The sequence below is a fragment of the Hymenobacter guriensis genome, from assembly GCF_015773195.1.
Classification (GTDB): Bacteria; Bacteroidota; Bacteroidia; order Cytophagales; family Hymenobacteraceae; genus Hymenobacter; species Hymenobacter guriensis.
Genome location: NZ_JADWYK010000005.1, coordinates 106,739 through 122,298, shown reverse-complemented (window position 1 = coordinate 122,298; position 15,560 = coordinate 106,739). Strand labels below are relative to the sequence as shown.

The 15,560-nt window shown below is 59.8% G+C and carries 6 protein-coding genes; all 6 read right to left on the bottom strand.

Annotated elements, in window-relative coordinates:
* Positions 1–88 precede the first annotated feature (88 nt).
* Complete coding sequence (locus tag I5L79_RS10245; RefSeq protein ID WP_196954954.1) at positions 89–2,617, bottom strand: Ig-like domain-containing protein; 2,529 nt, start codon at positions 2,615–2,617, stop codon at positions 89–91.
* A 64-nt stretch (positions 2,618–2,681) separates the two neighbouring features.
* Complete coding sequence (locus tag I5L79_RS10240) at positions 2,682–6,347, bottom strand: glycosyl hydrolase family 18 protein (RefSeq protein WP_196954953.1); 3,666 nt, start codon at positions 6,345–6,347, stop codon at positions 2,682–2,684.
* 304 nt (positions 6,348–6,651) lie between these two features.
* Positions 6,652–8,523 (bottom strand): beta-N-acetylhexosaminidase, encoded by a 1,872-nt coding sequence (locus I5L79_RS10235; protein ID WP_196954952.1) that lies wholly within the window; start codon positions 8,521–8,523, stop codon positions 6,652–6,654.
* A 284-nt stretch (positions 8,524–8,807) separates the two neighbouring features.
* Positions 8,808–10,397 (bottom strand): SusD/RagB family nutrient-binding outer membrane lipoprotein, encoded by a 1,590-nt coding sequence (locus I5L79_RS10230; RefSeq protein WP_196954951.1) that lies wholly within the window; start codon positions 10,395–10,397, stop codon positions 8,808–8,810.
* 34 nt (positions 10,398–10,431) lie between these two features.
* Positions 10,432–13,476: a SusC/RagA family TonB-linked outer membrane protein gene (locus I5L79_RS10225; RefSeq protein ID WP_196954950.1), complete on the bottom strand. Its 3,045-nt coding sequence runs from the start codon at positions 13,474–13,476 to the stop codon at positions 10,432–10,434.
* A gap of 729 nt (positions 13,477–14,205) precedes the next feature.
* Positions 14,206–15,492, bottom strand: coding sequence for a sugar MFS transporter (locus tag I5L79_RS10220; RefSeq protein WP_196954949.1), 1,287 nt, complete (start codon positions 15,490–15,492; stop codon positions 14,206–14,208).
* Between the last annotated feature and the right edge of the window lie 68 nt (positions 15,493–15,560).

The following is a 15,560-nucleotide window of genomic DNA, read 5'->3' as shown; positions in this document are numbered from 1 at the left end:
CACCCGCCCCGGCTGCCGGCACCTGCCAGGATTCAACTAAAAAGGGGAACCCCTAGCGGAGTTCCCCTTTCTTGCCATATGCGGCCGGTTAGTTGTTCACGATTTTCTGGGTGAAGCTGTTGCCGCCGGCCTTTACTTTCAGCAACAGCAGCCCTTTCGGCAGATTGGGCAGTACCAACTGCAGGCGCTTATCTCCCCGATAGGAGTAAGAAGTCGTCTGTCCGCTGGTGCTTACTACTTCTACCGTCACCTCGGGGTAATAGGCATCCAGCTCCAGCGTCAGCCGGCCGCCCTGGGTAGGATTGGGGTAAATGGACACGCCCAACGCAGGTTTGGTGGCAGCGGTGATGGTGCGGGCGCCGGCGCAGGGGCCGACAAGCTGCCAGGCACAGTACTGGCAGCTCTGCGTGAGCGGGTCCTCGTTCTGGGTCCACCACTTAGCCTGGTAGACGTTGCCCGAGCGGCTGGCCTGCATGCCCACCGTGTACACGCCCGTGGCCGTCCACGCTGCCACGCTGCAAGTGCCCGTGCTGCCCGTTACCGTCACGCTCACGGCCGCAGACGTCGTCACGGCTCCCGCGTTGTCCGTAGCCTTGGCCGTGATAGAGTAGCTGCCCGCTGCTACGCCCGTCCAGCTGTAGCTGTAGGGGGCACTCGTGTCCGTGCCCAGCAGCGTGGTGCCGTTGTAGAACTCCACTTTGCTGACCGTGCCATTGGCATCGGCCGCGTTGGCGGTAATGGTGATGCTGGCTGGGGCCGTGAAGCTGGCGCCATTGCTGGGCGAGGTCAGGCTAACCGTGGGCGGCGTGTTGGTGGTTGTCACGGCCGTGAAGGAGAGCCAGTTCACGTTCGTGCCCGTGGAAGCGGAGGCGTACAAACGCAACGTTTGGGCGCCGGCCGGCAGGGTTACGTTCGTGCTCAGGGTCTGCCAGTTCTGCCAGCCGCCCGTGTTGCCCACGTTCACGCTTCCGAGCACCGTGCCGGCGCTGTTGCGCAGCTGCAAGGTAGCCCCGCCGTTGGCCGAGGCTACGCGAAGGTCCAGCTTGTAGGTGCCGGCCGTGGCCACATTCACATAGTAGTCGAGCCAGTCGCCGGTTTCGTACCAGTCCACGTTCTGGCCCCCACCCGTGTCGGTGGTCGTTTCCTTGTCGGTGCCCTGCTGGGCCGTGTAGGCTTCGGCTTCGATCTTACCCGGAATGGCTTTGGCCACCGGCGTGCTGCCCGTCACCGTCACGCCCACGGCCCCGGAGGTCGTCACGGCCCCCTGGTTGTCCGTGGCCTTCGCCGTAAGGCTGTAGGTGCCGGCAGCTACCCCCGTCCAGGCGTAGGAATACGGTGCACTCGTATCCGTACCCAGCAGCGTGGTGCCGTTGTAGAAAGCCACGGAGCTGACCGTGCCGTTGGCATCGGCCGCGTTGGCGTTAATGGTGATGCTGGCTGGGGCCGTGAACGTCGCGCCATTGCTGGGCGAGGTCAGGCTAACCGTGGGCGGCGTGTTCGTGGTATTACCCAGGGTGCTGAAGAAGTTGTAGGCGTTGGTGGCGAACGGGTAGTTCTGGGTTTTGTCCCAGTTCACGGACCACGTCATGATGCCCCGCAGGTTGGGATACGTGGTATTGAGCACGTACTGGCCGCCGTAGCTGATGCCTTTCACCAGGTAGTTCAGCGCTTTGGTGACGTCGGCCGGCGTTACGTACCCACCGGCGGGGGCGGCCCCGTTGCCGGTAGCCGGCAGGCCAAAGGCCACCTGATCCTGCCGCAGGGCGGGGAAAAAGTTGGCCGAGTTGCGGGCCACCGGGAAGCCCTTGAGCAGCATATCCGTCATGGACACGATGAAGTCGGCCGTGCCCTGCCCATAGATTTTGTCGTCCAGCGCGTTCTGGGAGCCGGTGTTGTAATACTGCACGTGCACGAACGTGAGGAGGTCACGCAGCCCGTACAGAATGGGCAGGTAGCCCCCGAACGCCGTGCCGTAGTTGCCGTAGCCGCCCTGCACGTACTGCACTTCCGGAGCCGAGGTCAGCCAGAAGTCCTTGCCCTGCCCGCGATAAAACGTGGTCAGCTCCCGGGCCGCTACCACCAGGTTATTGATTTTGGGCGTGGTGGAGCTTTTGAAGTTGGTGTCGCCGGAGTTGAGAATCACCGAGGTGCCTTCCAGGTCAATGTCAAACCCATCGAAGCCATACTCCGTGATGATGGCTTTCATCGACGTTACGAACTTGTCCTTGTCGGCGGTGGTGTTCAGCTCAACGGGGGCATCGGCCCCACCAATGGAAATCTGCACGCGACGGCCCTGGCTCTGCAGGGTGCGCATGTCGGCAATGAACTCCGCTTTGGTTTGCATGACCGGGGCGAAGGTCATGGTCATGTCGCCGTAGGCCACGGGCACGGCAAAGGAGATGTTGATGACGTTGTAGCGCGAATCCACGTCGCGCAGGCGGATGTAGGGGGCCGTGGCGTTGTTCCAGTTGTGGAAATAGCCCACGATTACCCGGCTCTGGGCCAGGGACACGAAGCTAAGGCACATCAGGCCGCACAGGGAAGCCAGGAAAAAGCCCCAGGCACGGGCGCGCCGGGTCATGAGCCGCCGGGACGGAGGGAGTTTGGTTGTGTTCATAACGGTTGTGGAAAGTGGTGGAAGAAAAAATGGGGGAGTTCCGACGGAACTCCCCCACGCGTGACTACTGCTTGCTGAGCCGCTTGGTGAACGTCCGGCCATCGGCCTGCACCTGCAGCAGGAATACCCCATTGGGCAGGCTGGGCAGGCGGAGCGTAATGGTGCGGGCGTGCTCGAAAGTAGTGCGGTGGCTGCGGCGACCCGTCAGGTCCAGCAGCACCAGCTCCACGTGCTCATAGGTGGCGCCCAGCTCTACCGTCAATAGCTCCCCGCTCACCACCGGGTTTGGATACACTTTCACTGCCTCGTCCGACTTGGCAGTTGCCGTGGCGGTGATAGTGCGGGCGCTGGTGCAGGGACCTATCAGCTTCCACGCGCAGTCCGTGCAGCTAGCCGTCAGCGGGTCCTCCCCTTGCGTCCACCACTTGGCCTGGTAGACGTTGCCCGAGCGGCTGGCCTGCATGCCCACCGTGTACACGCCCGTGGCCGTCCACGCTGCCACGCTGCAAGTGCCCGTGCTGCCCGTTACCGTCACGCTCACGGCCGCAGACGTCGTCACGGCTCCCGCGTTGTCCGTAGCCTTGGCCGTGATAGAGTAGCTGCCGGCCGCTACGCCCGTCCAGCTGTAGCTGTAGGGGGCACTCGTGTCCGTGCCCAGCAAGGTCGTGCCCCGGTAGAACTCCACTTTGCTCACCGTACCATTGGCATCGGCTGCGTTGGCGGTAATGGTGATGCTGGCTGGGGCCGTGAAGCTGGCGCCATTGCTGGGCGAGGTCAGGCTAACCGTGGGCGGCGTGTTGGTGGTCGTCACGGCCGTGAAGCTCAGCCAGTTCACGTTCGTGCCCGTGGAAGCGGAGGCGTACAAACGCAACGTTTGGGCGCCGGCCGGCAGGGTTACGTTCGTGCTCAGCGTCTGCCAGCTCTGCCAGCCGCCCGTGTTGCCCACGTTCACGCTTCCGAGCACCGTGCCGGCGCTGTTGCGCAGCTGCAAGGTAGCCCCGCCGTTGGCCGAGGCTACACGGAAGCCCACAGTGTATTGCCCGGCCGAAGCCACGTTCACCGCGTAATCGAGCCAGTCGCCCGTCTCGTACCAGGCTACGTTGATGCCTCCCCCCGTGTCGGTGGTGGTTTCGGTCTGGATGCCCAGCATAGCCGAGTAGCTTTCCGCCTGAATGGTACCGGGAATGGTCTGGCCAACGGGAGCGGCCGTTACCGTCACACTAACGGCCGAAGACGTGGTTACCGCCCCGGCGTTATCGGTGGCGCGGGCCGTGATGGAGTAGGTGCCCGCGGCTACGCCGGTCCAGGCGTACGAATATGGCGAAGAGTTGTCCGTGCCCAGCAAGGTAGCGCCGTTGTAGAAGGCTACCGAGCTCACGGTACCATTGGCATCGGCGGCATTGGCGCTAATCGTGATGGAAGCCGGAGCCGTGAAGCTAGCCCCGTTAGCCGGGGAAGTCAGGCTCACGGTCGGCGGGGTGTTGGTCGTTACGGCGGTAAACGACAGCCAGTTCACGTTCGTGCCCGTGGAGGCGGAGGCAAACAGGCGCAGGGTCTGCACCCCGGCCGGTAAGGTCACCGTGGCATTAATAGTTTGCCAGCTCTGCCAGCCGCCGGTGTTGCCTACGTTCACCGAGCCCAGCACCGTGCCCGCGCTGTTGCGCAGCTGCAAGGTGGCCCCGCCGTTGGCTGAGGCCACGCGGAAGCCCACAGTGTACTGCCCGGCCGAAGCCACGTTGACCGAATAGTCAAGCCAGTCATTGGTTTCAAACCAGTCCACGTTCTGACCGCCACCCGTGTCGGTCGTGGTTTCTTTGTCGGTGCCTTGCTGAGCTGTGAAGCTCTCGGCCTGAATGGTGCCCGGAATAGCCTGCGCGGTAGGCGCGGCAGTCACCGTCACGCTCACGGCGGCGGAAGTCGTCACGGCGTTGGCATTGTCGGTAGCTTTGGCGGTAATCGAATACGTGCCGGCTCCTACCCCTGTCCAGGTGAAAGCATACGGCGAAGAAGTATCAGTACCCAGCAGCGTGGTACCCTGGTAGAAATCAACCTTGCTTACCGTGCCGTTGGCATCGGCGGCATTGGCATTGATGGTAATGCTGGCCGGGGCCGTGACGGTCGCGCCGTTGGCCGGCGAGGTCAGGCTAACCGTCGGTGGCGTGTTCGTGGTGGTACCGGTGGCAAATACCTCGTTTAGCTTGTTTACCAGCGGAGCCTTGGTGCTGGCGCTGTACACGAGCTTGCCGCCGTAGGTAACCGGATTCACGGCCAGGTCCAGCCAGTCGCCGCTGGCCGTCCATACGATGACGCCAGCCAACTGCTGGTCCTTCACGTACTGGGCCTTCAGGCCCACCGAACGCTCATTGTCGTAGCTCAGAAAGTACGTGCCGTTGGTTTTGTAGGGCACTTTGGCATTGTCGTCCCAATACTCCGTCCAGCTGGCGGTTTGGGCCACAATGGCCTGGTAGTTGGGTGTGCCGTCCCACACATCTTTGGGCCAGTTGGCGAAATCGGCGCTGGTCATGACCGCGCCATCGGGGCTCACGGTTTCGGCGCGCTTCACAGTGGGCGCATTTAGGGCAGCCGGACCGTTGGTTACCACGCCGCGGCCGTAGAAAGCCACGCCCAGGTTCACCTTGCTCAGGGGAATACCGGCCGCTTTGATTCCTTGGGTAGTGGCGTCGAGGGAGAAGCTGGCGTACTCCGCGTTGGGGTAGTCATACAGCGGCGAGTTGTGCCCGGCCTTGTTCGACCAGCCGCCGTTGTAGTCATAGGTCATGAAGTTGAAGTAGTCCATCGAGCGGCTCAGGCGCGCCCAGTCGAACTGCACAAACTTGGATGGCACGGCCGTGAAAGCCGACGTAATGAGCTTATTGGGCCCTATTGCCGCCCGAATATCCTCCACCAGCACGGCAAAGTTGGGGTAGTCCTGGGGCTGGCCGGTGAAGTTCATGCCGGCCTGCCCGGGATATTCCCAGTCCAGATCGATGCCGTCGAATCCCAGGGCAATCAGCTTCTGGCAGTCACTCACGAAGCGGGCCCGCTTGGTGGGGTCGGCGGCCATTTCGCCGAAGTGCTTGCCCATGCTCCAGCCCCCGATGGAGGCCATCACCTTCACGCCCTGCTGGTGGGCCAGGTCGATGAGGCCGAGCTTGCCGTTCTGCTTGTGAATGGCCAGCGGAAAGGCCCCGGTAGCGCCGGTGTTCACGTTCGACCAGCCCCCGGTAGCGTTGCGGTAGCCCAGGGAATAGGCGTAGCTGCCATCAGAAATGTACTGGATGATGTCCAGCTCGCCCTGCAGCAGGTATAAATCCCAGCTGCTGTAGGTGTCGGTGTTGACGAGCGGAGCGGGCTGCTGCACGGAGCCAGGCTGCGCAATGTTGGGGTTGCGGTAGTCGCCGCTATGAATGGAGCCATCCACGGCCACCCCGAAAAAGGAGAAATTCAGAATCGTGTACTGGGAGTAGTCCACGTTCAGCTGGTTGAGGCTGCCCTTGGGCACGAGGCCGGGCAAATCCTTCCAGGGCCCCCACTGCGTGAGGTAGCCGATTATCTGCTTGTTGTGGTCGGTGCGCTTCTTGAGCACCGGGGGGCTCACCTGGGCCGGACTGAGGCCGGGCAGCAGCACCAGCACCAGGGCCAGCAGCGCCAGCAGGCGCTTTTTCTTGTCGCGGGCAGCTAAAAGGCGGCGCCGGGCTTCTGCGCACAGAAGCGAGGAAAGGTGTTTCATAGCTGTGAATTGGTTAATGGTGGAACCAAAAAGTTCAGCAGCAGTGAAGGCAGGCGGCGGGAATTCCCCTTTGCTGTCACACTGAGCAATTACGCGTGAGTGCCCGGTTGCGGGAGGGCAGCAGAATGCCGGAATACCGCACGGGCGGCATCGGGGAAGGGCAACCGGGAAAGATGCAAAGGGGGTGCAGGGCGGCTTTGGGAGCCGTTGGCTAACAGCGGGTAACGGTTAGCCCTGGGGTGAAGCGGTTGTGGAAAAGGCGGACGGAGAAATCGGCAGAATACGGCAGCTAACGAGCCACCAGTTACTTGATCAGCAGTTCGGCGGGCGGGCTTTTGCGCCCGTTGGTGGTGATGGTGACGGCCCGCACCAGCAGGCGTTTGTTTAGGGGCACGGCCACGGGTTTGGTGTAAAGCTTGGTGGTTTCGTCGGGCAGGTGGCCGTCGAGGGTGTAGCGGATCTGGGCGCCGGGCACCAGGGTACGAAGCGTGAGCAGGGCTTTGTCGCCCTGCTTTACTACACTGGCGCTGTCGAGACCCAGGGGCTCAGGCACACGGTAGTTGACCTTCTTGGCGTCGAGGCGGGCAAACTGCTGGCCCATGCGGGGCAGGAAGTCGGCGTAGCTTTTGCGGGCGGCGGGCAGCCAGGCTACCTCTGAAACGGCCAGCAGGCGCGGAAACAGCATGTACTCGGCGGCGGCCGGCGTAGTAATGTACTCGGTCCACATATTGGCCTGGGGCCCCAGCACGTGCTTCTGCTGATCGGGCGTGAGTTCCTTAGGCAACGGGTTATAGTTGTAAATGACGTCGAGCGGGATGTAGCCCCCAATCATCAGCGGCTCGTAGGGGCTGTGGGGCTGCGGGCTCTGTCCGTAGTTGATGTATAAATGAGTGGTGGGCGACATGACCACGTCGTGGCCCATTTTGGCGGCTTCAATACCGCCTTTTTCGCCCCGCCAGCTCATGACGGTGGCGCTGGGCGCGATGCCGCCTTCCAGGATTTCGTCCCAGCCGATGAGCTTCTTACCCTTGCTGGCCAGGAACTTCTCGATGCGGCGGTTAAACCAGCCCTGCACCTTTTCTACGTCCGTAATGCCCTCCTTCTTCATGATTGCCTGCACGGCGGCGCTTTCTTTCCAGCGGTTTTTGGGGGCTTCGTCGCCGCCGATGTGCACGTAGGGGCCGGGGAACAGCGTCACTACTTCCGCCAGCACGTCCTCGAAAAAGCGAAACGTGGGCTCCGTGGGGCACACGATATCCTCGTTCACGCCCCACATCGTCCAAGTTTCGTAGGGGCCGGGCTTGCAGGCCAGCTCGGGGTATGCTGCCAGGATGGCCACCGAATGGCCCGGCATCTCAATTTCCGGCACGATAGTGACGTAGCGCTTCTGGGCGTAAGCCACCACATCCCGAACCTGGTCCTGAGTGTAGAAGCCGCCGTAGGGCGTGGCGTCGTACTTGAAGTCGGCCGGGGTTTTGAACAGCTGCTGGGCGCCGATGATGGTTTCCTTGCGGAAGGCGCTTACCTGGGTGAGCTTGGGGTATTTCTTGATTTCAATGCGCCAGCCCTGGTCATCGGTCAGGTGCCAGTGAAAGGTATTGAGCTTGTAGGCGGCCAGGAAGTCAATGTACTTCTTCACGAATTCAACCGGGAAGAAGTGTCGGCTCACGTCGAGCATGGCCCCGCGCCAGCGGAAGGCGGGCTCATCGTTGATGCGCACGTAGGGCACGCTGGCGGTGGCGGCCGGGCGGGCGGGCAGCAGCTGCAGAAAGGTCTGGGTGCCGTAGAACAGCCCCGGGCCACCGGCGGCCGTAATGCGCACACCGGTTTTATCTACATTCAGCTGGTAGCCCTCGGGCACGGGTCCGGGAGCCGTCGTGAGGACAATGTGCGCCCCTGCTCGGGTGGTGGTTAGCGTAACGGTTTTGCCCGTGGCGGTGAGCATATCTTTCAGCAAACCCGCCACGTTCAGCGCATCCTTGCCCGTTGCGTAGATGCTTACTTTCTGGGGCAGGCTGTAAGTGGCGGCGTAGGCTTTCACCTCGCGGGGCAAAGGCACCAGCCCCAGGCTTTGGGCCGGAACTTCCGCCAGCTGAGCCTGAACCGGGGCACCCAGGAAGATCTGAAGGGCCAGGATGCCGCCGAGCCAGCTGGTACAGGAAACGTTGAAGCGCATAAACGGTGGGTTGGATGTAAGAGGAAGCAAGTAAAGAAAAGTACGTGCGGTAAGTTATCATGCCGAGCACAGCCGGGTAGCGTTTCCTACGCCAGCCTCCGCAAAATCCCCATTTTGCGGAATGAGTACCCCTTACCTTACTGCCAGCCAGGAAACCCCGACTGCGCCCAGCATGAAAATCTTTGTTCTGCGCAGGAAGCTACGGTCACTCAGCCGCAGCGCCAAGCAGCGCCCCTGTTGCAGCAGGAACGCTGCTTGCCTGCATAGCTCAGAAAGCAGAACGGTTACTTATCCCACCACACGCGGCCGATCAGGTTGTCGCCCCCCGTCACGGCATCATGAGCAGCTTTGTAGTTATCGGGGTTGCTCGAAATTTCAGTAGTTGGGTACGGGAAGCGGCGCGGAATCTGGCCGTTGGTAGCGTTGTTGGGGTACACCACCGGCGTCAGCTCGGGGTAGCCGCTGCGGCGCCAGTTGGCCCACGACTCGTAGAAGTCGAGCATGGTATTCGTGTGCACCCAGTACTGCGTGTTAATCATTTCGAGCCCTTTGCCGGCCTCGTAGGGATGAGCCGTGAGGAAGGCGGCAGCATCAGCCGGAGCTACGGTCAGGGACGCGTCGTACTGCGAGAGGTAGGTAATGGCGGCCGTCACACCGGCGTTGTAGTGCTCTGCGGCACTACCCAGACCCCAGCGCTGGGCCGCTTCGGCCAACAGCAACTCCGACTCGGCATAGGTCAGCACAAACGTCGGGCCGTCGCGCTTGATCATGCCGGGGCTGGGCGAGGAGTAGTCCGTAAACTTGGTGAAGGTAGGGTCGGCCGATACGTCGTAGGCAGCCCGCCCGCTCAGGTCCTTGCCGTTGGGCATCCCCTTCTGCGCCGACGCGGTAGAAACGGCATCCGGGTTCTGGGCCTTGGTTACGTCGGTGAGGTAGAGCTGCGTCACAGCTATTTTGGATAGGCGTGGGTCGTTGGTGCTCTGCAGCTGGTCGATAAAGGTTTTCGACCATTTCACGTAGTAGTTTTCCTGGCCACCGTCGCCGAGCAGCACTTGGCTGTTGCGGTTTTGGGTTACGCGGGCACCACCCACATCATGCACCACGTAGGCATTGTCGGCGTTGCTCTGGAAGGTTTTGCCCTGCACCTTGGTGGCGTAGGCTTTGGCTTTCTCTGGGTCTACTTTGGTCAGGCGCATGGCTATGCGCAGCAACAGCGTATTGCCCAGGCGCTGCCACTGCGAAATATTGCCTTTGTAGAACACGTCGCCCGAGGGCACGTCGGCGCCGGGGTCCAGGGCAGCGGTGGCTTCCTCTACTTCCTTCAGCAGGTCATTATAAATATCCTGCTGCTTGTCGTATTTGGGCGTGATGATGTTTTTGTAGTAGCCCATGCCGGCCTCGGTGTAGGGCACGTCGCCGTAGAGGTCAGTGATGCGCTCCATAATGAGGGCGCGCATGATGCGGCCTATTTGGTGCAGGTTCTTGTACTTGTCCTTGCCGCGGGTCGACTCTACCAAGTCGGTAATGGGCTTCACCTGCTCTACGTAGGCCCCTACCGTGGTGCCGCCCCAATAGGCAGCCGTGTAGCCCTCATTGAGCAGGTACTTGTCGCCGGCCCAGTAGCTGACCACCGTGGAGAGGCCCTGCACCAGCGTAGAGGAGTAAATCAGGTTGGCCCGCCAGGTGTCGTAGGCAAAGTCGGCGCTGCCGGTATAGCCCAGCTGCGAGGTCGTGAGCAGGTAGTTGGGGTTGAAGTTGGCCTGGCTGTAGGTGGAAGGGTTGGTGTTGATGTCTGCGAAGTCGTCGGTACAGCTGGTAGCCAGCAGCAGAGCGAGGAAGCTTAAGCCAGAATATTTAGCGAGGGTGCTTTTCATGACGGACAGGTTGAAATAAACCAGGGGGAAATCCTTAGAATTTGGCGTTCAGGTTCAGGCCGAACGTCCGGACCGGCGGAATACCACCCAGCTCCAGCCCTTGGGTAAAGGCATTGTAGCTGCTTTCGGGGTCGATGTTGTCGGTTTTGCGCATCAGGATGGCCAGGTTGCGGGCCACCAGGCTCAACGTCAGGCGCTGCACTTTGCTGCCCAGCAGCTTGGTAGGGAAAGAATACCCTAGCGTCACTTGGCGCAGCTTGATAAAGCTGGCATCCTGCACAAACTCCTTGGACACGTTGTCGGCCAGGGTGCTGTAGTAGGTAGCCGCGTCGATGTTGTCGGAGCCGAAGGTGCCTTCGCGGTTTACCAGGGTTTCTTTGCGTAGCCCGAAGATGGTGCCGTAGTAGTCGGTGGCCGAGAAGATTTTGCCGCCGAACTTGCCGTCAACCAACACTCCTAGGTTGAAACCGCCGAAGGTGAAGTCGTTGCTCCAACCACCTGTCCAGGGATGGAAAGCAGTACCGTAGGCTTTCAGGTCGCCGCGGGCGGGTACGCCGTTGGGCGTCAGCTCAATGGTACCGTCGGCTTTATACTTGTTGTCGTAGGCCATTACCTGCCCGAAGGGCTTGTCTACGATCTGCCCCAGGAAGCCCACGCCGGCCCGGGAGGTGGCATACACCGACTGCTCCTGGCCGGCAGCCAGGGAAATTACCGTGTTTTTGTTGTAGGCCGCGTTGAAGGAAGACGTCCAGGAGAAGGCGGCCGTTTTCACCGGCTGCACTGTCAGCAACATTTCCACACCCTTGTTTTCCATCTTACCGGCGTTCAGCACAGCACCCTGGTAACCCGAGGTAATGGAAGCCGGGGTAAACACAATTTCCTTATCAGAATTCTTCTTGTAGAACGTCAGATCTAACCGTACACGGTTCTGGGCTACAGCCAGTTCGGTTCCGATTTCAAATTCTGTCGCATTAGAAGCTCTCAAATTGCTGTTCGGGATATTGACGTTTTCAATTGTACCCAACGGATTACCATTGAGGACTACGGGCATAAACGCGTAGTTCAATTGTGTCTGGTAAGGTAAAGTAGCTTGGCCCACACGCGAGTAGCCCGCCCGTAGCTTACCAAAGGTCAAGAAGTCAGGGCGCCACAGCTCCGAGAATACAAAGGATCCACTTACGCCTGGATAGGTAATACCCAATTCCTGGTCGGCCGTTGAGTTGGGGCCAGCTAGCGTCGAGAACCAGTCGCGACGCAACGTACCGGTCAGGAACAGATACTCCTTATAAGAAAGGTCCGCCGAACCGTACACGGACTGAATTTCCTGATCGGTCGGAAACATCTGGCTGGACTTGTTTTTAGCGTTGTTGAGGTTGTTAAGCCCAAATACAGCCAAGTCATTGCCTATATTCTGGAATGCTTCCGTTTTAATGCGGCGGTAGCTGGCCCCTAGATTGGGAGCAAACGTGAAGTCGGACCCGAACTCAAAGCTTTTTCCTACTAAGCCATCGGTATTCAAATCTGAGAACCGCGTGGTTACCTCCGTGACCCGTCCATTGGGCAGGTAAGCCGTACCCGAGGGTGTTACACTAGTGAAGCGGTTTGTATAACCATCGCGCCCAACACGACCTTGCAGAAATAGGCCGTTATCGAACGTGTAACGCGCATTCACTGATGAGAGCAGACGGTCCCGTTCCGTATCGTTCACGAAATTATTGGCAGCGAAGTAAGGGTTCGTGTTATAAGGATTGCCGGTGTTGTACATCAGCTCCGAGCCGTCGGGGTTGGTGCCGGCCGAGAGGGAGCGTACGTCCAGGCTGGTCGGCAGGAACAGCACGTTGAAGTTGGCGTTGCCAGCTCCGTCGGCCAGGATGGCGCGGTTTTTTGCCTGCTCTAGGATGTAGTTGGCGCGGGCATCAATCGTCAGCCGCTTGAAGGGCTCAAATGTGCCGACCAGGTTGAAGGTCTGCCGGTCGAGGCCGGAGTTGGGCACCACGCCTTTGTTGGTCAGGTTGCTGGCCGAAAGGCGCACCGAACCGCCCGTAAAGCTTTTGTTGAAAGCCAGGGTGTTGGTCCAGCTGCTGCCTGAGCGGTAAAAGTTCTTCACGTTGTCTTTCTGCGCCACGTAGGGCCGCGAGGTGCCATCGAACTGCACCACGCTGGAGCCATCGAGCTTTCCGCCCCAGCTGGAGTTGCCCACCTGCGCCGCACCCGTAGCCGTCGTAGGTTTCAGGTTGTTAGCACCCTGGCCGTACACGTACTGCCAGTCGGTGAGGGTGTACACTCTTTCGCTAACGAAGTTGCTGTTGAACTCCACCCCATCGTTGCCTTTGGCGCTTTTGGTGGTGATGAGAATAACCCCGGCTTTGGCGCGGTAGCCGTACAGGGCCGAAGCCGCGGCGCCTTTCAATACCGAAATGGATTCGATATCGTCGGGGTTGATGTTGGAAATGGCGTCGCCCAGGTCGGGGGAGTTGTCCCACCGGCTGCCGGTGTTGGCCGAGCTGGGCTGGCTTTCCACGGGTATGCCATTGATAACGTACAGGGGCTGGTTGGTCTGGCTCAGACTGGATACGCCCCGGATGACGACGTTGCTCGAAGAGCCCGCCCCGCCAGAGGTGGAGTTGACGTTCAGGCCGGCCACTTTACCTACCAGCGAGTTGGTTACGTTGGTTTCCCGGGCCTGCGTCAGCGAGTTACCCTGAATTTCCGTGACGGAGTAGCCGAGGGTTTTCCGTTCCCGGGCCACGTTTAGCGCCGTTACTACTACCTCGCCCAGGGCCTGCACGTTTTCGCTCAGGGTCACATCAATGGTAGTCCGGCCACGTACCGCAACGGTTTGCGGGTCGTAGCCAATAGAGGAGAATACCAGCGAGGTGGTATCGGGCACGGTCAGGAAATAGCCGCCGGATGCATTAGTACTGGTGCCCTGGCCCGTACCACGGGCTAGTACCGTTACGCCGGGCAGGGCGCTGCCCTTTGCGTCGGTTACCTTGCCGGTCACCGAAGTGGTTTGCGCGTATCCCAAGCCATGCAAGCTCAGTAGCAGCAAAAAAGTAAGCCAAGTAAATTTTTGCATAGCCTTCAATGGGGTTTGGTGAGGGAAAAAGTGAGAGAACAATGATGATTCTGCATTTCAGACACACGCCCAACCAGCATCAGCTACTGGCCAGCCCATTCTACCAGGTTCCGGATATACTCATCGGCAACCGCTGCCATACGCTTACAGCACATCTGGACAATGCCTGCTTTAGCTTTGCAACCGGCTTCTCTACCCGAGAAATATCCCAACTAAAGCCTAGATTATACCACGAACGATGCACCAGAAAATGGCACCCGCAACCTGGAAGGGAAGTATGAAATGGGAAATTTATAGTAGGGCCTAGGTGTTCAGGACTCTACTTAAAGGTGGCGCGACAACTGGAAGATCTACTATCCGAAGAGCCTGGGAAGGCCATTTCGTGCTCAAGTACTTTTATAGGATATGCCAAAGGATAAGCACAGTAATAAAAACCTGACTCAAATAATAAATAAGACTTTTTAAACAGACAATAATTCTATTAATCCAAACTTAACGCTCTATATCACACAAAGCAAGTGATGATGAAAAAAAATGTGTGCGCACACGCATTTTTTTTAAAGCTACGTGCCCGCACACGCAAAAATTTATTTCACAAATAGTACCACTTGAGCCAAAACCAACATTCTTCGGCTAACTCCTCTACTTCTTCCAGCCTCATCCTCCGGAGAATAGCAATTTCTCAGGATTGAATCTTGCGCTTCGCTAGCATTTCCCCGAGGCAACTGTCTAGCTTACCGCGTAAGCCACGCGTTTCGAACTTCTGGGCTGGTAGCTGTGGCCTTTCAGCCCAAAGAACAAGATGTAGCAGTAGCACGGAATCAGGATGAGGTAGGCATGCTGCAGCCCCAGCACCTCGCTGAGCTTGCCGTAGCAGTATGGCAGCACTGCTCCTCCCCCAATGCCCATGATCAGCAGCGCCGAGCCGCGCTCCGTCAGCGCCCCCAGCCCTTTGATGCCTAGGGGGAAAATAGCCGGCCACATAAGCGAGTTGGCCAGGCCCAGCAGGGCTACCAGCAGCACTGAGGTATAGCCGTGGGTAAACACGACACCCAGCGTGAATGCCACGCCCAGCAGGGCACAGAGGCTAAGGGCCGCCTGCTGGTTAAGCCAGCGCGGAATAAGCGCTACGCCAATGAAATACCCTACCAGCATGGCTATCAGGGTGAGCGAAGTAAAGTTGCGGGCCACATCCAGGCTGATGCCCTGGGCGCGGCCATACTGCGTAATGGTGTCGCCGGCAATAACTTCCACCCCCACGCAGCAGAAGATGGCCAGCACCCCCAGCAGCAGGTGCGGAAATTGCCAGATGCTTTGCCCTGGCTCTTCGGAGCTGACAGGGGTTTCCTCGGGCTGCAAATTGATTTCGGGCAGGCGGGACAGCCGGATCAGCACGGCCAGGACGACCAACGCGGCTGCCATGCTCAGGTACGGCACAATCACCCGGTTAGCCAGTTGCTGAAGCAGGACCTCTTTGGCGGCGGCCGAGGTGGTAGCAGCCAGCTGGTTTTCCAGCGCCGTAGCTCCTTTCAGCACCACGGCACCAATCACCACCGGGCTCAGAGCGCCGGCAATCTTGCTGCAGATACCCATGATGCTGATGCGCCGGGCCGCACTTTCCAGGGGCCCCAGGATGCTGGCGTAGGGATTGGAGGCAGTTTGCAGCAACGCCAGACCAGCGCCCTGCACGAATAGCCCGAGCAGAAAAAGGTTAAAGGAGCGGGCCTGCGCCGCCGGCACAAATACCAGTGCCCCGGCGGCCATCACTACCAGCCCCAGCGCCATACCGTTCCGGAAACCGGTTTTTTGCAGAATCAGCGCCGAGGGAAGGGCCAGAAAGACGTAGGCAATGTAAAAGGCAAAGGTCACCAGCAGGGCCTGCGCGTAGGTCAGCTCACAAGCCAGCTTCAGAAACGGAATAAGCGTGCCGTTGAGCCAGGTGATAAAGCCGAAAATAAAGAACAGCGCCCCTATAATGGCTAGCGGCGGCACTACGCTTCGTTGATTGTGTTGCATGAGAATCGGGAACTGAAGGGTGCGGCTGGGCAATACAAACCGGCGGCCGCTACCAGAGCAGCGACTAA